Origin of the sequence: Pseudomonas retamae (assembly GCF_043496865.1) — a bacterium.
GTDB lineage: Bacteria > Pseudomonadota > Gammaproteobacteria > Pseudomonadales > Pseudomonadaceae > Aquipseudomonas > Aquipseudomonas retamae.
Window position 1 is genome coordinate 101,899 of record NZ_JBIEIL010000001.1, and the last position, 19,687, is coordinate 121,585.

The following is a 19,687-nucleotide window of genomic DNA, read 5'->3' on the forward strand; positions in this document are numbered from 1 at the left end:
TTACGTTAAGTGTTGGATAAAGAGATTGACCGGGACATCCCCCAGCGCGTCGCTGACATTCAGCTCCCTGTTTTTTGTGACTGCTGCGCTGGCAAAAAGTCCCTTCAGGTTTGTCTCGGAGGCGGCGAACGGTAAAACCACCCGCGTATCGCCCCAGCGCAGCGCATCCACTTGCGGCAGGGCGCTGTTTTCCAGCAGCGTCGCGCACCGCACCGGCACGATCACAACGGCCCGTTTGCCTTGGTGTTCGCGGGCGAAGGCGAGCACGTTGTGCGCCTGACTACCGAGCACTTCCAGAGGCTGATAGCTGCCACGGCGGAACAGTTCGGCATGCTCTGCGCGCCGGTTCAGCACCTCGGCGATCAACGCTTGTTTGATGCGCCCGTCGCGCCAGTTCGCCAGCAGTTCTGCGGGTGCCGATTGCGCCTGCAGCGCCTGCGCGCGCGCGGGGTAATCCACCGGCCGGCGATTGTCCGGATCGACCAGGCTGAAGTCCCAGTACTCGTTGCCCTGATACAGATCCGGCACCCCCGGCACGGTCATGCGCAGCAAGGTTTGCGCCAGGCCGTTGAGCGCACCGGCGGCAGCAATGCTGTTGACGGTTTTGCTCAGCGCCGCACGCAACAGTTCGCCTTCAGCGCTGGTCAGGAGTTTTTCAGTGAAGGCCTGCGCAGCGTTTTCATAGGCTTCGTTCGGTGCGCTCCAACTGCTTTGCAGCTTGGCTTCGCGCAGGGCTTTTTGTTGCCACTGCCAGATTCGCTTGGCGTAGTCGGCGAACCCGGCCTGATCGTCGTCGCGCAGGTCCAGCGGCCAACTGCCGAGCAAGGCTTGATAGAGGATGAGTTCATCGCCATTCGACGGCATGTGCTCGTCACTGCGCACCGGGCGGGCGAGGGCGCGCCACAATTCGACTTGTTCGGCGTACCAATGGCTGCGTTCGCTGAGCACGGCCAGCCGCGCACGGGTGTCCTCGCCACGTTTATGGTCGTGGGTCGCAGTGGCGAGCAAGTTGTCCGGGAATTCGCTTAGACGCTGTTGATTGACGGCATGGAAGTCACTCAGCGGCGCGCTGAACTGCTCGGTGTCGTAGCCGACATCGTTGCGCGACAGCAGGACTGCCGAGCGATACAGCGCGGTGTCTTCGACGGCTTTGGCGGCGGCGGGGGAGGTCAGTTGTTGAAAACGTACGCAGGCGTGCTTGAGAATCTTGCGTGAACGCCCGCGCGGCTTGCGTCGCCACGGCGTGCCACCGAGCCAGCCGGCGACACACTCGAGCACTGGCCAGTCGGCTTCGCTGAGGGTTTGCCGGGCACCTTCCATGGCTTTCTGGAAGAACACCTCGTCCTGTTCCGAGCGGCCCATGGCGCTGACATAGGTGCGATATACCGGGAAATGCACGATCAGCGCCTGCAACACCCGGCGGATCGCGCCGAGCGTCAAGTCACGGGTCATCAGGTCATCGCGGGCCACTTGCAGCAACGCCTGGGCGACACTTTCGCAGTCGCTGGCGAGCGAGCCGTTGAGAATCTGCTGACGTGCCAATTGTGCTTCTTCGATAAACGCGGCGGGGCGTTCGGTGCGGCGCTGCCACAGTTCACCGAGGACATGTTCACCGTCCGGATCGTGCTGCAGCAGCGACAGCTGATTCATGAATTCATAACCGGTGGTGCCGTCCACCGCCCAGTCGCGGCGCAGGGTTTCGCCGGCGCCGAGAATCTTCTCGACGTAGATCGGCAAGTGCCGCCCCGGCGCTAGGCTGTCGAGACGCCGACGCAGTTTGCGGCAATAACCGCGCGGGTCGGCGAGGCCATCGATATGGTCGATGCGCAGGCCGTCGACCAGACCTTCTTCAATCAACTGGAAGATCTTGCCGTGGGTGGCTTCGAACACTGCCGGGCGTTCGACGCGCAAACCGCCGAGTTCGTTGATGTCGAAAAAGCGCCGCCAGTTGATGTCGTCCGCTGCGGTACGCCAACTGGCGAGGCGATAGCTCTGGCGCTCAAGCAATTGATGCAGCTTGTCGAAGCCTTCTGCTGTGGTCGAATCGTAATGCTGCAGATTGCGCTCGATCACTTGCAGCATCTGCGGGTCGCTGGCCAGTTGCTGCAATTCCTGTTTCAACGGAATCGACAGCGAATGCGCATCGGTCTGATAACTCAGCGCACTGAAACGATCGGCCAGGGATTTCAGCGCTTCATCGCCCTTGAGCAGTTCGCCGTAATCATTGGGGCAGATCGGGAAGTGGTGGTCGTAATGCTCAACGTGGAATCCGCCGGTCTGCGCGTTGAATTGCAGCTTCAGCGTGCCTTCCTGCAACGCCACCCCGTAATCGCTGCCGAGGAACGGCAGCAACAACTGCCCTTCCATCAGCGGGTCCGGGGAATGCCATTGAATGTCGAAGAATTCGCCGTAAGGGCTCAGTCGGCCCCATTCGAGCAGGTCGAGCCACCACGGGTTGTCACTGCCGCCCACCGCCATGTGGTTGGAGACGATGTCCAGAATCAGCCCCATGTTGTGTTCGCGCAGGGTACTGACCAGACGCCGCAGCGCCGCTTCGCCGCCAAGTTCCGGGTTGACCTGGGTCGGGTCGACCACATCGTAGCCGTGCATGGAGCCGGCGCGCGCTGCCAGCAGTGGCGAGGCGTAGACATGGCTGATGCCCAGGCGGGCGAAGTACGGCACCAGTGGCACCGCTTGTTCGAGGGTAAAACCTTTATGAAATTGCAGCCGCAGGGTCGCGCGCAGCGGCTGGATAAGCGTTTGGTTCATTGGTCACGCTCGGCAGCCTGGAGTCGGGCGCAGGCGAGCAATTCCAGGCGTCGCGCGGCATCGTCGGTGTCGAGCAGCGTTTCGCTGGTGCCCGGCAGGCGCCGCGACCAGTTCGGGTGGGTGTCAGTGGTGCCCGGCAGATTCGCCTGCTCGTTGATGCCGAGGGCATCTTCCAGCGGCAAAAGAACCAGCGGCGCACGGGTGTGGCCGAGGAAGCGCACGCTGGCATCGACCACTTGATCGGCCTCGTGGGATTCCTCGCGAAAATTCTGCGGGTCCTGGCTCAACGCGCTGCGCAGGCCTTCGCGCTCGCGCTGGCGGTGATGGCGCCAGTCGATTTCGCCGTTGGCGTCGACCAGCCCAAGGCGGGCGTTCCAGTCGATATCCCGGCCGTGCCACCAGCCATTGAGCGTCGGCAGGTCGTGGGTGCTGGTGGTCGCCAGGGCGTTGTCCGGCCAGTCGAGTATTGGCTTGAAATGCGTGTTGTCCTGCTCGAACAACAGCACGCGCATGCCCAGCATCGAGCGCGCGGCGAGCTTTTCGCGCAGGCCTTCGGGCACGGTGCCCAAGTCCTCGCCAAGCACGATGGCCTGGTGACGGTGGGATTCCAGCGTGAGCAAACGCAGCATGTCGTCAAACGGGTAATAGAGGTACGCGCCGTCGGCGGGATCGGCCCCATTGGGGATTACCCACAGACGTTGCAGGCCCATGACGTGGTCGATGCGCAAGCCACCGGCGTGGGCGAAATTGGCCCGCAGCATGTCGATGAAGGCGCGGAAGCCGTTGCGCACCAAGCCTTCGGGCGAGAACGCGGAGATGCCCCAGCCCTGACCGGAACGGTTGAGAATGTCCGGCGGTGCGCCGACCGTCAGTGAGGCGAGCAATTCATCCTGAAAACTCCACGCCTGGCTGCCGGCACCATCGGCACCTACGGCGAGATCGGCGATCAGGCCGATGCTCATGCCGGCACTGCGCGCAGCCGTTTGTGCGCGTTCCAGGCAGCGATGGATCAGCCATTGGCAAAAGGCGAAATAGCCAATGCGCTCGGCATATTCCTCGGCGAAGGCTGCCAGCGCCGCACCGCGCGGATCACGCCAGTGTTCCGGCCATTCGCGCCAGTCGAGGCTTTCGCCACGGGCGGCGCGCATTTCCTGAATCGCTTCGAAACGGCAATGATTCTCCAGCGCTTCGCCGCCGCTGTGGCGGAAGCTGGCGAAGTCCGGGTGCAACGGATGGTCACCAGCGATAAAGCCGTCGTACAAGGCCTGCAGCAATTTTTGCTTGGCCTCGGCCGCGGCCGGCCAGTCGATCAGCGTCAGGTCTTCGAGTTGCGTCAACTGCTGGCCCAAGCCGGCCGCCTCGATGGCGTCGCGCAATGCCCGCTCGCCGAGGATTGTGCCCGGCGCGGCATACAAGGCATTGAGAAACAGACGACTCGATGGCGAATACGGGCTGTAGCGGCTGGTGTCGGCGCTGAACATCGCGTGCATCGGGCTGATCGCCACAGCGTCGGCGCCGCGCTCACCGGCCACGCGCACCAGTTCTTCCAAGGCCAGGGTGTCGCCGAAGCCGCCGTCGCCGGGACGGCGCAAGGCATACAACTGCGCGCTCAGGCCCCAGGCGCGGGGGATTGGATTGTCCACGGCGTCGGCGACGCTGAAGCAGCGTTCCGGCGCCACCGCCAGGGTGAAATACTGATCGCCAATGTGCACTTGCTGATAACCAACGGGGATGATGCCGGGCAGCATCGCTTGCGAATCAAGCTTGAGATCCAGTCGCGAGCCGTCTTCAAGGTGGATCTCGCAAGGGGTTTCCGGGGCGAAATAACGCGTGAGATCCAACGGTGCGCCGACATCGCAAGTGAGCAGCGGCGGCAGATGGTGGTCCTGCTGCGCCGCTTGCAATTCCAGCAGGCTGGCATCGATTTCCTGCGCCGTGCTGGCGGGGTGGCCGAGGCCGATCAAGACATTGCGGAGTACCGCAGGAGCGACTTTTTGCTGACGCCCGTTGGCGTCGATCCAGTCGACGGCGAGGCCGGCTCGGCTGGCGAGTATTTCCAGTTGCGCATCGCTCATAGGCGCTCTCCATCCAGAGGTAGCAAAGGGGTTGCGGCCGTGAGGCTGACAAGCGCGCAATACGCGGGCAGTTCGCCCGAATCCGGGGTGACACCGGCAGGCTGCTGAAACAGCCAGACGGCGTCGGTGTGTGGAGGGTTGACCACTGGCGTGTCGCTGAGGTTCAGGTCAATTCGCAGCTCACTGCCATCGCCCAGGCGCCAGCGCGCACTGACTGCGGCGTGACCGAGTTTCTGCGCGCCCAGCGTTTGCGTGCCGGGCAGGTGGGGAGTGATGTGCTGATGGCGCAGGTGCAACAGCTCGCGGTATAGCTCGAGGGTTTGCTGTTGGCGTTGGTTGCCGCTTTCTTGCCGGGGTTGAGACGCGTGGAAGGTTGCTTCGGCATTCGGATCGGGGATCGTCTCGCGTTTGTGCGGATCGGCGAAGGCGCTGAACGCGGCGAATTCATTGCGCCGGCCTTCGCGTACCAGTTCCGCCAGTTCACCGTGATGACTGGTGAAAAACAGAAACGGCTGCTCGGCGGCGAACTCGTCACCCATGAACATCAGTGGAACCATCGGTGACAGCAGCAACAGCACGGTCGCTGCCTGCAATGCGCGTGGGTCGGCGAGTTGATGCAGGCGCTCGCCAAACGCGCGGTTGCCGATCTGGTCATGGTTCTGCAGAAACAATACGAATGCCGTGGACGGCAAATGCTCGCTCGGCTCGCCACGCCGTTCGCCATGACGGTTGACGTGACCCTGGAAAACAAACCCCTGACTCAGGCAGCGCACCAGTTGCTCAGTCGGTTGCTCGGCGTAGTCAGCGTAATAGGCGTCTGTTTCCCCGGTCAGCAGCACATGCAGGGCGTTGTGCCCGTCATCGTTCCATTGCGCGTCGTAATCGTGCTCCAGCAGGCTGGCCTGATTCAGCTCGTTTTCGACAGTCAGCCAGACGTGACGGCTCGGATCGACCTGTTGTCGCACCCGTTGGGCCATTTCACGGAGGAAGTCGGAGTCGCCAATCGCATGCACGGCATCCAGACGCAGGCCGTCGAAGCGATATTCGAGTACCCACATCAGGGCGTTTTCGATGAAGAACTCGCGCACTTCACTGCGGCGGAAATCGATCGCCGCGCCCCACGGCGTATGTTGGTCCTCACGGAAGAAGCTTTTCGCGTAGCGGTGCAGATAGTTGCCGTCCGGGCCGAAGTGGTTGTAGACCACGTCGAGGATCACCGCCAGACCATGACCATGGGCGGTGTCGATCAGGTGTTTGAGTTGTTCCGGCGTGCCGTAAGAGGCTTGCGGGGCGTAGGGCAGGACGCCGTCGTAACCCCAGTTGCGATCACCCGGAAACTGCGCCAGCGGCATCAATTCAATGGCGGTGATACCCAGTGCAGTGAGCCGGGCCAGATGTTGCTCGACTTCGGCAAAGCCACCGAGCGCACCGACGTGCAGCTCGTAGATCACCGCTTCGTTCCACGGCCGGCCCTTCCAGGCGCTGTGGCGCCAGGTGTAAGCGTGCGGGTCGACTACCACGCTGTGGCGATCGAGGTCGCCATCCTGAGCCCTGGAAGCCGGGTCCGGCACCTCCAGCTCGCCATCGATACAGTAGCGGTAGCGACTGCCCGCCGGACAGCGGGCCTTTATCACAAACCATCCATCACCCTGCGGCAGCATGGGCAGTGATTGACCATCGGCCAGTTCAACACTGACGTAAAACGCATCGGGAGCCCACAGAGCAAATTGCGTGTGTTCGGCGTCCAGCACGATCGCGCCGTGGGGCCAGGTTTCTTGGGTCCTTGACGGCATCTTGGAAACCTCCCTGATTATTTGTGGCTGGCTTTACCCAATGCCTTGGCCACCAGTTTTTCGTAGAGTTCGGCGTACGGTTCGACCGCTTTGCTCCAGTTGAATGGCGCCGCCATTGCCCGGCAACGCATGGCATTGAGCAGCTCGGGGAAGGCGAAGACCTTGAACGCGCGGCTCAGGGCTTCCTTGTAGCTGTCGACGGTGGATTCATCGAAGAGGAAGCCGGTCACGCCATTTTCAATGGTGTCGGCCAGCCCGCCGGTATTGCGCGCCACCGGCAACGAACCGAAGCGCTGGGCATACATCTGGCTCAGGCCGCAGGGCTCGTAACGCGAAGGCATCAAGAGGAAATCGCTACCGGCGAACATGCGCCGTGCGTCAGTTTCATTGAAGCCGATGCGCACGCCGATCTGGCCAGGGAAGCGCAGCGCCAGTTCACGCATGGCCTGTTCTTCCTCCGGCTCGCCACGGCCGATGATTGCGATCTGGCCACCGTTCTGCACGATGAACTCGGACACCGCTTCAGTCAGGTCCAGACCTTTTTGATAGACCAGACGCGAGACCACGGCGAACAGCGGGCCGCTGGAGTCGTTGAGGCCGAACAGCTCGCGAACATGGGCGGCGTTGACCGCTTTGCCTTCCCAGTCGCCGATGGCGAATGGCGCGAACAGGTGCGGGTCGGTGGCCGAATCCCAGCTTTCATCAATGCCGTTAGGGATGCCACTGAGCAAGCCTTGCTGGGTCTTGGCGGCAAGGAAACCGTCGAGGCCGCAGCCGAAATCCGGGGTGGTGATTTCCTGCGCGTAGGTGGCGCTGACCGTGGTGATGTGGCTGGAATAGGCCATGCCGGCCTTGAGGAACGACATCTTGCCGTAGAATTCCATGCCTTCCTGCTGCAGGGCGTGGGCGGGAATACCCAGTTCCGGGCAGGAACCGAGGCTGGTCACGCCCTGGTACGCGAGGTTGTGAATGGTGAACAGCGTCGGCGTACGCTGCCCGCGCCAGTGCATGTAGGCCGGGGCGAGACCCGCTGGCCAGTCGTGGGCGTGAACGAGATCCGGGCACCAGTGAATCTGCGCGAGGTTGGCGGCGATATCGGCAGCGGCCAGCCCCAGGCGGGCGAAACGAATATGGTTGTCCGGCCAGTCGCGGCCGTTGTTGGCGCCGTATGGGCCACCTTCACGTTCGTACAGTTCGGGACAGATCAACACGTAGATCACCAGACCATCGGGCATGTCCATGCGCCCGATCTTGCACGGTGGCAGCGCAGCATGGCCACCGAGTTCGCCGATGATGTGAATCGGGTTCTCGCTGTGCATCACTTGCGGATAACCGGGAATCAGCACGCGCACATCGTGCAGATGTGCCATGGCGCGGGGCAGGGCGGCGGAGACGTCGCCCAGGCCGCCGGTTTTCACCAGATCGGCGATCTCCGACGTGACAAACAAAACCTTTTTCTTGTTGGGATTCTGGCTCGCGACCGGAGCCAGCGTCCGGGTGCCGGGAACGTTGATCGATCGGCTGCCGGGAACGCTGACGGTGCTCGAGTCGCCAATCACCTGGTGAGCACGCTCTCCCTGAATATCCAATGCCGCACTGATCATATGTATCTCCCGTAGTGTTGATCTGTTCTTGTCTCGTACAAACGAAGTTCAGAGCCACGTCCTGTGACCGGGCGCAAACGCGCCACGCATCGGTGAGCAAACGCTACCCAACACGCGCAAGCAGAATGGGTGGTGAAGCCATTGCAAGGATTGCACCAGTCGTTTTGGCTCTGTCTTCTTGATGACCCGACGCGCGATGCAAAAGTTTCGAGTTTTTTTCGACGATGTGACCGGGCGGTTTCACCCTGCGAAAATCAGTCTAGGCCAGATCCTAGAGCGGGCCAGAGCAAATGGGTAAATTGTTCGACAATCGGTTTGTGCGGAAGAAAATTTTGCTGTATCGGCGCAAACGCACCGACGAAGGGCAGGTATTTTTACGACGGAGGGCCAAAATGGTGACTGAGCGGTCACGATTTTGTGCTAGTGGGGAGGGCGACTGCACTGTTGTGGTGCGATGTGTTCGGGGGCAAGGACTGTGCTGGCCGCTTCGCGAGCAGGCTCGCTCCCACGTTGGACCTCAGGGCACCTCGAAACGTGGTGCCTGGCATGATCCAGTGTGGGAGCGAGCCTGCTCGCGAATGCGATGGGCGGGACACCACCGTTACCCATGGATGTCTTGATTCAACAGGCGAACCGGCTCCCCCGCAGCCCATGCCTGAATATCCTCGATCATCTGCGTAAAGAACTGCGCATAGTTCTGCCGACTGACATACCCCACATGCGGCGTCGCCAGCACGTTTTCGAGTGTGCGAAACGGGTGCAGGGCCGGCAGTGGCTCCTGGTCGAAGACATCCAGCGCTGCCCCGGCAATCTGTTGTTTCTGCAATGCCTTGATCAACGCGGCTTCGTCGACGATCGGCCCGCGCGCGGTGTTGACCAGCAACGCAGTCGGCTTCATCCAGCCCAACGCCTGGGCGTCGACCAGCCCGCGGCTGCGTTCGCTGAGCACCAGGTGCACCGACAGCACATCGGCCTGCTCGAACAGTTCCTGCTTGCTGACGTAAGTCACGCCGACCTGTTGGGCGCGTTCGGCAGTGAGGTTTTCGCTCCAGGCAATCACGCGCATGCCGAACACCTGACCGAACTGCGCCACGCGCTGGCCGATACTGCCCAGCCCGAGAATGCCGAGGGTCTTGCCATGCAGGTCACCGCCCAGCCCTTGCTGCCATTGACCGTTGCGCAAGGCGTTGGCTTCGTTGTGCAGATTGCGCGTGGCAGCCATGATCAGCGCCCAGGTCAACTCGGGCGCGGCGTGCTTGTAACTGTCGGTGCCGCAGACCTTGATCCCGAGTTTTGCCGCCGCCGACATGTCCAGTGCTGCGTTACGCATGCCGCCGGTGACCAGCAACTTGAGCGCCGGCAAGCGCTTGAGCAGGTTCTCGTCGAAACGCGTGCGCTCACGCATCACGCAGATCACCTGATAGCGGCCCAGACGTTCGGCCAGGGTGACGTTGTCCGCCGGGTAGTCATGCACGAAAGTCACTTCACCGATGCTGTCCAGGACTGACCAGTCGGCCACGTCGCGGGCCACGTCCTGCCAGTCATCAATCACTGCGATCTGCACCGCCATCAGCCTTACCTCATCAACGAACGGGATTGGATGTATTCAGCCAGTCGAGCAGGGCCTTGTGGAACTGCGCCGGTTCTTCCATTTGCGGTGCATGGCCCATGCCGGGAAACTCCACCAGTGTCGATTGCGGGATCAGTTCGGCGACTTGCTTGCCGAGCACGTCGTAGTGGCCGATCTTCGCTTTGACTTGCGGCGGGGCGATGTCCTTGCCGATCGCGGTGGTGTCGGAGGTGCCGATCAGCAACAGCGTCGGCATCTTCAGGTCCTTGAATTCGTAATACACCGGCTGGGTGAAGATCATGTCGTAGATCAGCGCCGAGTTCCACGCGACCTGGGTCTTGCCCGGGCCTTTGCTCAGCCCGGCGAGCATGTCGACCCAGCGGTCGAATTCCGGCTTCCAGCGGCCGTCGTAATAGGTGGTGCGTTCATAGTCGCGAATGCCCTGGGCGCTGACTTTCAGTTCGCGCTGATACCACTGATCGACAGTGCGATACGGCACGCCGAGGGCTTTCCAGTCTTCCAGGCCGATCGGATTGACCATCGCCAGCTGCTCGACCTGCTCGGGGTATTGCAAGGCATAACGGGTAGCGAGCATGCCGCCGGTGGAATGGCCCAGCAGCGTGGCTTTTTGAATGCCCAACGCTTTGAGCAACTGCTGCGTGTTGGTCGCCAGCTGCTGGAAGGTGTATTGGTAGTGCTCGGGTTTGCTGGAGGTACAGAAGCCGATCTGATCCGGCGCAATCACCCGGTAACCGGCCTCGCTCAACGCCTTGATCGAACTGTCCCAGGTTGCCGCGCAGAAATTCTTGCCGTGCATCAGCACCACGGTGCGGCCATTGGCCTTGCCGTTGGCGGCGACGTCCATGTAACCCATCTGCAGCGATTTACCCTGGGATTCGAAGGCAAAGTGTTTCAGTGTGTAGGGGTAATCGAAGCCTTGCAGCTCGGGGCCGTAGGCCGGGCCTTCGGCTGCGGCGGGTGTGGCAGCCTGAGCGGACAAGGGCAGGGCAGTGCAAAGAAGCAGGCCGGGCAGCCAGCGGGAAAACGAGACAGGCATAAGGTCAAACTCCGTTTGAAATGGGCCGATGCTCGAACGGCCGGATTATGGCGACGTTAAAAACAGGCAATGATCGTGGCCGATGGTTCAACCGAGCCAGCCCAGGGTCAGCATGGCCAGCACGCCGTAACGGGCGCCTTTGGCCAGGGTCACGATCAGCAGGAAGCGCCCGAGCGGCTCGCGCATGACCCCGGCGATCAGCGTCAACGGATCTCCAATCACCGGTAGCCAACTGAACAGCAGCGACCAATGACCGAAGCGCTGGTAATGCTGTTGAGCTTTGGCCATGTGTTGTGAACTGACCGGAAACCAGCGCCGGTTCTGAAAGCGTTCAAGCCCTCGGCCCAGCCACCAGTTGACCAGCGAACCGAGGACGTTGCCCAGCGTCGCCACGGCCAGCAGTCCCCACAGCCAGTAACGCTCGCTGACGATCAAACCGATCAGCAGCGCTTCCGATTGCAGGGGCAGCAGCGTCGCGGCGCCGAACGCAGCAAGGAACAGCCCGGCGTAAGCGGCCCCGATCAATGCGCCGGGTAATCCGCCACGACGACATCAGCGCCGTCCTTGTTCAGACCGATCACTTGCCAGGCATCGCTCATGCCATCCATTTCCATGCCCGGCGAGCCCATCGGCATGCCTGGCGCCGCCACGCCGAGGAGGTCGTCGCGCTTGCTCAGGGCCAGCACCCGTTCAGCCGGGACGTGGCCTTCGACGAACTTGCCGTTGATGATTGCGGTGTGGCACGAGGCCAGACGGGGCGGCACGCCGTGCTGTTGCTTGAAGCTGCTCATGTCGCTTTCGACGTGATCGTCGACCTTGAAACCGTTGGCTTCGAGGTGGCTGATCCATTTTTTGCAGCAGCCGCAGTTGGCGTCGCGGTGGACTTCGATCGGGATAAGGTCGGCGGCCTGGGCGAGGGAGGAGATGAACAGGGCGCTGAGGGCGAGCAGACGCAGGTGGGTTCGCATGACGGATTCTCGGCTCGGGTGGCGGTCAGAAGAGAGCGCATTTTGCCCGGTTTTCGCTGTGTGGCATCAACGCAGTGTTTCAGGTTGTTGCAAAAACATCAGCAGACCCCTGTGGGAGCGAGCCTGCTCGCGAATGCAATTATCCAGACAATGAAGGAGTGACTGACAGATCGCTTTCGCGAGCAGGCTCGCTCCCACAGGGACTCGTGCAACCTCTGAATCCCCGTGGGTGCGTGATTCAGCGAACCTTGAACCGCCCCATGATCGCGCTGACCCGGCTATTGGCTTCCAGCAACTGGCGAGTGTTGAGTTCGCTGGTCTGGCCGCTCTGCACCAGTTCGTCGACCATGTGGCGGATCTGCACCATGCTGCGGTTGATCTCTTCGGTGACGGCGCTTTGCTGCTCGGCCGCGGTAGCGATCTGGGTGCTGAGGCTGTTGATATGACTGACCGAACCGGCCATTTCGTCCAGCCCCGAGTTGACCCGCGCCGTGGCGTCAGCGGCGGACTGGCAACTGGCCTGGGTGTTTTCCATGGCGCTGACCGACGAACTCACGCCCTGCGTCAGGCGGGTAAGCATCTCGTTGATTTCCGACGTACTGGCCTGGGTTCGAGCGGCGAGGGCGCGTACCTCGTCGGCCACCACGGCAAAACCGCGACCCTGTTCGCCGGCGCGTGCGGCTTCGATGGCGGCGTTGAGTGCGAGCAGGTTGGTCTGCCCGGCAATCGCGCCGATCACGCCGAGAATTTCGGTGATGCGCTGGGCGTCCTGCTGCATGTTTTCAACCTTGTGCGTGGCACTCGCCACTTCATCGATCAGCGCAACCACACTGTTGGTGGCTTCGCCGACCACCACACGCGAGCGATCGGCGTTCTCATTGGCGCGTTGAGTGAACGCCGCGGTTTCGGCAGCGTTCTGCGCCACGCTTTCGGCGGTGGAACTCATTTCGGTGATGGCGGTGACGGTCTGATCGGTTTCCGAGGCGTGGCGCAGCAGGATCTGCCCGGTGTGCGCCGACGTACGCTGCAGGTCATCGAGGCTGGAAGCCATGGCGCCGGTGGCCTGGGTCACTTCGCTGATCATGTTTTGCAGGTAGGCGATAAACGTGTTGACCGAATGACCAATGGCACCGAGTTCGTCCTCGGCGCGAATGGTGATGCGGCGGGTCAGATCGGCATCCCCGCTGGAGAGCAAGTCGATGTTGGCTTTCAAAGCTTTCATGCGTTGCACCAACTGGCGAATCGCATAGACCTGTAACAGCACCAACAGGATCACCAGCGGAATCTGCAGCATGCTCAAGGTGCTGAGAACGTCGTCACGCTGGGCGGTGAGCATTTTCGTCGGCAGAGCGGTGGCGAGGAACCACGGCGTGCCCTCGATCGGGCGCATGAAGAACGTGCTGTCTTCACCGTTGTTATCGAATTCGCTGCGCTGCGCCTGGTCGCGGTTCTGCAGACCCGCTTTAACCTGGGCGGCGAAGGTCGAGGTCGCAGCCAATTCACTGATGTTCTTCAGCACGATCGGACCGCTGATGCGCGAACTGTTGCTGATGATCTTGCCGTCGGCTTCAACAATCAGCATTTCGGCGTTGAGGTCTTTTTCCTTGCGCGCCACCAGATCGTTGAAGAAACCCAGGGTCACGTCAATCGTCGACACGCCCCAGGCGCTGCCGTTTTTCTGAATCGCCATGGCGCAGTTGGTGCGTGGCTCGGCGCTGGCATCATCTTTATAGGCTGCTGCCCAGGCGCACTGGCCGCGGGGTGTGGCCATGCCGCCCTTGTGCCAGCTCTGGTCGTAATAGTTGGGGGCCGCATCGCTGTTCCAGAACGTATTGACGGCGAGCTTGCCCGAGGCGTCGCGGTGCCAGAACGTACTGAACTTGTTGCGCCCGGCTTCGCGCTGGCCCGGCAGCGGCCAGATCCCGCCGCCAAACACCTTCAACTCGCCGTACTGATCGACCAGCCCCGGCAGCACCGTGTCGATGGCGGCGCTGTCGAGCAACGGAATGGTTTGGGTGATGCTGCGCTGTTGCGCCTGCACCTTGTTCAGTTCGCCTTGAATCTGCTCGGCCACTTCAGCGATGCGGTTGAGCACCACTTGTTCTTCGGTTTCCCGCAGTTTAGGAGCGACCAGTTGGCTGATGCCGACCACCGTCAACACCGACAACAACAGAATGAACAGAACCAGAAACAGCGTATAGCGAGCCTGAATGGTGCGGAATGCGGGCATGGAGACCGGTCCTTGAGCAGCGTTTCTTGTTAGGGGGCAGGGTTGCGACAGTGAGGGTATTGAAAGCGTATCGTCGCTCTCGGGCGAAGCTTGAGGTACTTGCGTGCTAATAATTGCGGCGCCGATGACCGGTTGGTATCAGGCTTGATACGAACGTTGGGGCTGGCACCTGCGCGCGTTGTAAAAATGCACTCACATGACAATGCGATGACAGCTCTGGCACACGGCCTGCGGGTTGTTTGGCTTTTGTATCGTGAATGTACGAGAATTGTAAAAATGTGCAAAAAGAGGTTGGTGCCATTAGTTCGCCCGCCGATACTCGCGCCCATTAACGCATTCAGAACGGACATCCTCATGGACATTTTGCAGGGAGACATTTCATGACAATCGGTATTGTCGGCGGTTGGGAGAGCAAGGCAGGGGTGATGGTTCGCGACACCGGCGCCAAGAAACAGGTGGGCCAGAGCGTCAAGGTGCAGCAGATGCTCACCCTGGTCGGCACCAACCCTACGGCGTTGAACACCGCTGAAATGGACAAGCAAGGATTGCGCAGGGCAATCAAGGGCTTCGATCCGGCGAATGTGTCGGTCAAACAGTTGGGCAATCTCAGCGAGATGCTGCGCAGCCGCGGGCTGATTTCCGAAATCACTTCCCTGACCCTGAAAAACGCAGGCGACAAGTTCGATCGTTTCGGCGTGATCAAGGACGTCGATGCCAAGTTCAACGCACTGGAATATTTCGCCACTCAGCTGGATGCGATCCAGACCAATGGCCTGAATGGCAACGCCTACGGCAAAAACCTCATTCCCGAATTCAAGAAAGCCATTTACGTCCTGCAGAACCTCAAGACCTACGGCGAAGGCAACGTTGCCAAACCGGTCGACCAAGGCGTAAAGGCCAAGGCGTAAACGCGGCGGTGCTGGCCCGCTCATGCTCGAGCGAGCCAGGTCTGCTCAATCCATTGGCGGCATCTCGGCAACACAAGGTGTGATGTGCTGCTGGGCTCGGTCATGCAAACGCTGAATGTGCGGGCAATGCAGTTCCAGCGTTCGCGCGTGATAGCCCCGATGAAACAGTGCCAGCCAGCCCGCGCAACGTTCATTCGGGGCAATCCCGGTGAAGATGAAACCCATTGCTGCCAGGCTCTCGGTGGCGCTGGCAAAACCGCTGGCGAGCCTGAGCCTGATCGAGACCATCCATTGCAAGGGCAACTGGCGTAGCTGTTTCAACAGGTTGCCATCGAGTTTTTTCAAGGTCACATCGTAACGCCCGGAACAGTGCTCGACATGCATGGGGGCCCCGACCCACGGCGGCTGCTTGTCCTGCGTCCCGTAAATCCTGCACAAGCGCTCCATGAAATCGCCACAGCTATCAGGCCACTGGAGGGCCGGTAGCGGACGGCGATAACCATCAATGGCGGTGAATCCGACCACGATCGACTCCGGCAGCGGCTCGCCGAATGGCGACGGGACGTAATCGAGTAATAACCCGGTACTGCAGAAACCCAGGCGCTCGGCCATGCGCTGCGTGTAAAGGTGTTGCGTCACCTGTTTGATGGTCACGCCGTGGCAGCCCAGCGCTTGTGCGTGGATCAGCAGGCGTACCCCCAACTGCGTGGCGATGTTCTGCCCGCGTCCCGATGGATGTACCACGCTCAACGCCAGCTCCGCGGTGTGTGATCCGCTGTTTCGGCACAAGCTGGCATGTCCTAGCAGCTTGTTGTCGGAGTGCGCCAACAACGAATGCCAACGACCCTCGCCGTGATTCTGATTGATCATCAGCGGCAGATACACGTGCGGCTGCACGTAGTGGTCGCCATAGATTTCGCGGAACAGGCGGCTGACAGCGCCCGCGTCGCTGCGGCGATAGCTGCGTAACGTCACGTTGTCCATGGACGTTGCTCCGGACGGGCATTGTCATAAACGCGCAGATCAACGACCCGTTGATGCTTGCCGGAGCGTGGGTGCCGGGCGAGTTGCCCGGCGGTACACCTGAGTACCTGCACTTCAAGCAATTGCTGCGCGCACAGTTGCGTGATCAACGGATACAAGCCGATGAGTTCGCTGTGCAATGCGGCGTTGACTGGTGCGTTTGCGGTCATTTGTGCATCCGCCAGCCACTTGAGGGTGACGATATCGACGCTTGCCGATTGGCCGATGATCAGTTGCCAGTCCTCGCTCCCGGTGGTGCGCTGGACAATCCGCTGAATGTCTTCGGTCAACAAGGTCAGACTGCCCACACGGATACGCCGGCTGCTGCCACTGCGGCCCATCAAGGCAAACTTGCGCATCGCTGCAGTGGCCGGTTCGCGCCAGCAGGCAAGGTCGCCGACCGGGTAGCGGATCAGCGGCATCAACCGGCGGGTGAGGTTGGTCACGACCAGCCGGCCGATCCGCTCGCAATCGTCGATGACCTCACCGCTGTGCTCATCGATGATTTCCAGCACGCTGTGCGCCGGCAGCATGCGGTGTTCGCCCAAAGCGCAATCGCGGGTCGCGGCGCCGATCAATCCGGCATCGACGCTGGCGTAGCCGATCGAAGCAATGCGCGCATTGGGAAACACCCGGCGCAGCCTTTGCATTTGCCCGTCGAAGAGGCTTTCGCCGCCGTAAAGCAGCGTTTCAACCTCAGTGAGACACAGCGACTGGCGCTCGAGCTCGCCGGCGAATGCCAGCAACTGGGCGGGGACGCCCGCCAGCACGTTGATCCGGTACTCACGGATGGCATCAGCGAGAACCGCGAAATCGACATCGCCGGTGAAGGGGTATTCGATGACACCTGCGCCTTCGTGCGCCAGGGCATCATGGATAAAAATGAAACTGGCATACAGGTCGCCGACGAAGAACAGATTGGCGACCCGGTCGCCCCGATTGAGTTGTTGGCCAAGCTGACTGCCGAAGTCACTGACCAGCGCCTGCCATTCCTTGCGGGTAAATACGGAAAGCTTGCCGGCACCGGTGGTGCCTCCGGTTTGGAATACCAGCGCGCGTTCGACTGCCGAGGTCAATACCGGCCAGCGTTCGAGGGGTTGGCTGGCCTGCCAATACTGCTCTGGATCGACTACCGGCAGTTGATCGAGTGCGGTGTCCTGCGCGGCGATGTGTTGCCAATGCCTGGCGTAATACGGTGAGTTCTCGCGAACAAACGCGATTAATTGGTTGAGTTCAGGTCGGGTATTCATTCAGGTCTCTTTTTTATTCAGGCCATGACGACGAGCGCTAGCGGCGCGCGTCAATCAGCAAGGGTGTCTTGCCGCTGTGGTTATTTCTGCGAAATTGCTCAGGCGCGCAGAGTTGCGCCGTCACCGTGAGCAGTCCGTTGCGCTGGAGCATGTTCAGTGTCGTGTAATGTTGCAGGCGCTCATGGACGTCGGCCGGTACACACGGGCTGCGAATCAGCAGGCGTTCCGGACCGTCAGGCGCATGATCGAGCTGTAGCTGAAATGACGTTTGCAAATACCCGGCGAGCTCTTCGAGGCAGATGAAATCGGTGCCGATGCGCAGCAATCGGCCGTGCCGTTGCAGCAACTCGAAACGCGGCGAAGCCAGGCCGCACGGGCACTCGCCGGCGATCCAGCGGCCGGTATCGCCGACTTCATAACGCTGCACGCGTTGGCCCTCGCGCGCTCTCGAGGTAAACAGCAAACGCCCGACCTCATCGCCCACCACCGGCACGTCGGCGTTCAGGGCAACGATTTCCAGTTGCTGCACAGCCTCCATCAGATGAAACACGCCGTCGTGGGTCGCTGCGCACGCATGTCCTGAGGGGCCGGCATCGACGCTGCCATACACCGCCGAGCGAATGCAGGTCACGCCGCAACCCTGTAACAGCTCGCGGCACTGCTCACTGATGTGCTCACCGCCGAGGAATACTTTTTCTATCGCGCCATACCCGCGCAAACGCTGCCCCTCGTTAAGAAAGAGCCGGTGCACGGTGCTGGGCATGCCGATCAGCACGGTGACGTTCTGTTCGATGATCACTTGCGCGATGTCGCTGTAGTCATCGTCAGCGGGCGCACCCATGGGCAGGTGGCTGGCGCCCAGCAGTTCGAGCACCTTGGCGAAACTGAAGAAACCACCGTACAGACCACCACTGAAAAACAGGTTCATGACCTTGTCGCGGCGCGGATCGAGACCCGCCGCAAACAGACCGTCGGCCGTCGCGCGCATTTGCCGGTCAAAGTCGCGGTAACTGAAGCCCGACAGCGCCGGGGTGCCGCTGCTTCCGCCAGAGCGGAAAAACAGCTGCGCGGCGGCGGCGGGCGGCGTTGCGATGAAGGTGCTTTTATCGGTGATCGGCAGGCCCGCCAGGACCATAGCGCAAGGCGCCGGGTCGAGGCTCATCTGCTTGGTGATCTGTGTCGGTGTGACGCTTGCCGACACCCGACGACTCAGGCGTTGCAGCGCATACACGCCGTCGTGGGGCTCGCCCGCGTAACCGTCATGAATCGCATTGACTGGTGCAATTCGGCTGACGCCTGCGGCAATCAGTTCGCGTGTCAGCTCGCTGATCTGCGTCTCATCGCAGACCAGTGCGCAGCTCTGCAAGACGTTGCGCCATGGCAGCAGGTGCTCGGTCAACCGCTGCCGGGGCAGTGGTTTGAGCAGCAATGTGCGAAACAGCGAGGAGGGCGCAAGCGAATGATCGTGGGTCCAGATCACTCGCCATCTTGGTGTACTCCAGACGCGCCCGGTCGTCCCGGAAAAACTCTGGCTCAGCCGCGCCATCATCGTCTGGGTGCTGATCTCACTGGCTTCCTGAATCGTCGGCAGCAGCGCCGGCCACTGTTCAGCGCGGCGCTCGAACGCCGCGGCAAGGCCTGCGCCGATGGCTTCCAGCACGGTCGGGTCATCACTGTCGACCAGCAGCCATTGCGGGCTGGAGCAGGCCTGCTGATCGAGACGGCATACCTCATCGACCAATGCTTCCAGGCTCGGCGCTGATCCAGCGTCCGGCGTCAGGTAGGCAAAGCTGATGCGATGGCCCCAGTCGATCCAGCGACAACCGGGCGGCAACTGTTCACGAATGGCGCGCAATGCGGTTTCGCCGCCCCAGGCCGATACGCCGTTGGCCCATTGGCACAACTGACCGATCTGCGCTGTTGCAACCGGCAGCACCGCCAGATAATCACGCAACTGGCCGCTGGGGTCGCTGTGCACCAGGACGTGCAGCAGCTTTGCCGTCAGCCCTTGATCGCTGCTGCTCGGGCGCAGCCAGTTGATGTTGCCGGCCAGCAGGCTTTCGATCATCGCGCAGCAGGCCAACAGCGGGGCGTTGGCGGGTGTGACATGCACCACCAGGCCCAACGGGCACCAGCGTTCAAAATGCGTTTGCCGATAGTCGATGCGTCGTAGCGACTCGGATTGTTCGCCAAGCTCACGTTCGAGTTTGTGCTGCAGTGCTTGCGGCCGGCAGAAATCAATCAGTGCCAGCCGTTGCTCATCATCGAGTGGCAGCGCTGGCGTGGTGTTTTGCAACTGCTGCGCGAAGTGTTCGACCGCGGTCAGCACGGTTGCGCGGTCAAGGGGGGTGCGCAGCTGTTGCGGCAGGTTTTGCTGCAAGTGCATCAAGGCCTTGTCGAGATCGACGTCGGCAGTGAGTGTTCCGTTGATCAGGTACAT

The 19,687-nt window shown here is 61.5% G+C and carries 12 protein-coding genes and 2 pseudogenes; 1 reads left to right on the plus strand and 13 read right to left on the minus strand.

The window, feature by feature from the left end; all coding sequences use genetic code 11:
• From ACGSLL_RS00450 to ACGSLL_RS00495, 10 genes and pseudogenes are all read right to left on the minus strand, one after another.
• Window positions 1-2,769: a malto-oligosyltrehalose synthase gene (locus tag ACGSLL_RS00450; protein WP_394502061.1), complete on the minus strand. Its 2,769-nt coding sequence runs from the start codon at window positions 2,767-2,769 to the stop codon at window positions 1-3.
• On the minus strand, window positions 2,766-4,844 hold the full coding sequence (gene malQ, locus ACGSLL_RS00455; RefSeq protein ID WP_394502063.1) for a 4-alpha-glucanotransferase: 2,079 nt from the start codon (window positions 4,842-4,844) through the stop codon (window positions 2,766-2,768). The genes ACGSLL_RS00450 and malQ overlap by 4 nt, the downstream gene beginning before the upstream one ends.
• Window positions 4,841-6,637, minus strand: coding sequence for a malto-oligosyltrehalose trehalohydrolase (gene treZ / locus ACGSLL_RS00460; protein WP_394502065.1), 1,797 nt, complete (start codon window positions 6,635-6,637; stop codon window positions 4,841-4,843). Before treZ ends, malQ begins: the two co-directional genes overlap by 4 nt.
• 17 nt (window positions 6,638-6,654) lie before the next feature.
• Window positions 6,655-8,241, minus strand: coding sequence for a glycogen synthase GlgA (glgA, locus tag ACGSLL_RS00465; protein WP_394502067.1), 1,587 nt, complete (start codon window positions 8,239-8,241; stop codon window positions 6,655-6,657).
• A gap of 601 nt (window positions 8,242-8,842) precedes the next feature.
• Window positions 8,843-9,811 carry a D-2-hydroxyacid dehydrogenase family protein gene (locus ACGSLL_RS00470; RefSeq protein WP_394502069.1) on the minus strand — a complete coding sequence of 323 codons (969 nt, stop codon included), beginning with the start codon at window positions 9,809-9,811 and terminating at the stop codon, window positions 8,843-8,845.
• Between the two features lie 13 nt (window positions 9,812-9,824).
• Window positions 9,825-10,868, minus strand: a complete 1,044-nt coding sequence (locus tag ACGSLL_RS00475; RefSeq protein ID WP_394502072.1) for an alpha/beta fold hydrolase — start codon at window positions 10,866-10,868, stop codon at window positions 9,825-9,827.
• Between the two features lie 87 nt (window positions 10,869-10,955).
• A complete protein-coding gene (locus ACGSLL_RS00480) occupies window positions 10,956-11,390 on the minus strand; it encodes a YqaA family protein (RefSeq protein WP_394503057.1) in 435 nt (144 codons plus the stop codon).
• Window positions 11,390-11,836 carry a DUF411 domain-containing protein gene (locus tag ACGSLL_RS00485; RefSeq protein ID WP_394502074.1) on the minus strand — a complete coding sequence of 149 codons (447 nt, stop codon included), beginning with the start codon at window positions 11,834-11,836 and terminating at the stop codon, window positions 11,390-11,392. The genes ACGSLL_RS00480 and ACGSLL_RS00485 overlap by 1 nt, the downstream gene beginning before the upstream one ends.
• A 238-nt stretch (window positions 11,837-12,074) precedes the next feature.
• A pseudogene (locus tag ACGSLL_RS00490) lies at window positions 12,075-12,602 on the minus strand (methyl-accepting chemotaxis protein); the annotation flags it as partial.
• 333 nt (window positions 12,603-12,935) lie between these two features.
• A pseudogene (locus ACGSLL_RS00495) lies at window positions 12,936-14,066 on the minus strand (HAMP domain-containing protein); the annotation flags it as partial.
• A gap of 380 nt (window positions 14,067-14,446) precedes the next feature.
• Here ACGSLL_RS00495 and ACGSLL_RS00500 point away from each other — a divergent pair.
• Entirely contained in the window at window positions 14,447-14,974 is a 528-nt protein-coding gene (locus ACGSLL_RS00500; RefSeq protein ID WP_394502077.1) for a hypothetical protein, read from the plus strand.
• Between the two features lie 45 nt (window positions 14,975-15,019).
• Here ACGSLL_RS00500 and ACGSLL_RS00505 read toward each other — a convergent pair whose 3' ends face one another.
• From ACGSLL_RS00505 to ACGSLL_RS00515, 3 genes are read right to left on the minus strand one after another with little or no spacing between them, the layout of a single operon-like run.
• Window positions 15,020-15,958 carry a GNAT family N-acetyltransferase gene (locus ACGSLL_RS00505; RefSeq protein ID WP_394502079.1) on the minus strand — a complete coding sequence of 313 codons (939 nt, stop codon included), beginning with the start codon at window positions 15,956-15,958 and terminating at the stop codon, window positions 15,020-15,022.
• Window positions 15,946-17,247: a phenylacetate--CoA ligase family protein gene (locus ACGSLL_RS00510; protein WP_394502082.1), complete on the minus strand. Its 1,302-nt coding sequence runs from the start codon at window positions 17,245-17,247 to the stop codon at window positions 15,946-15,948. The genes ACGSLL_RS00505 and ACGSLL_RS00510 overlap by 13 nt, the downstream gene beginning before the upstream one ends.
• A 37-nt stretch (window positions 17,248-17,284) precedes the next feature.
• Window positions 17,285-19,687, minus strand: coding sequence for an acyl-CoA reductase (locus tag ACGSLL_RS00515; protein ID WP_394502084.1), 2,403 nt, complete (start codon window positions 19,685-19,687; stop codon window positions 17,285-17,287).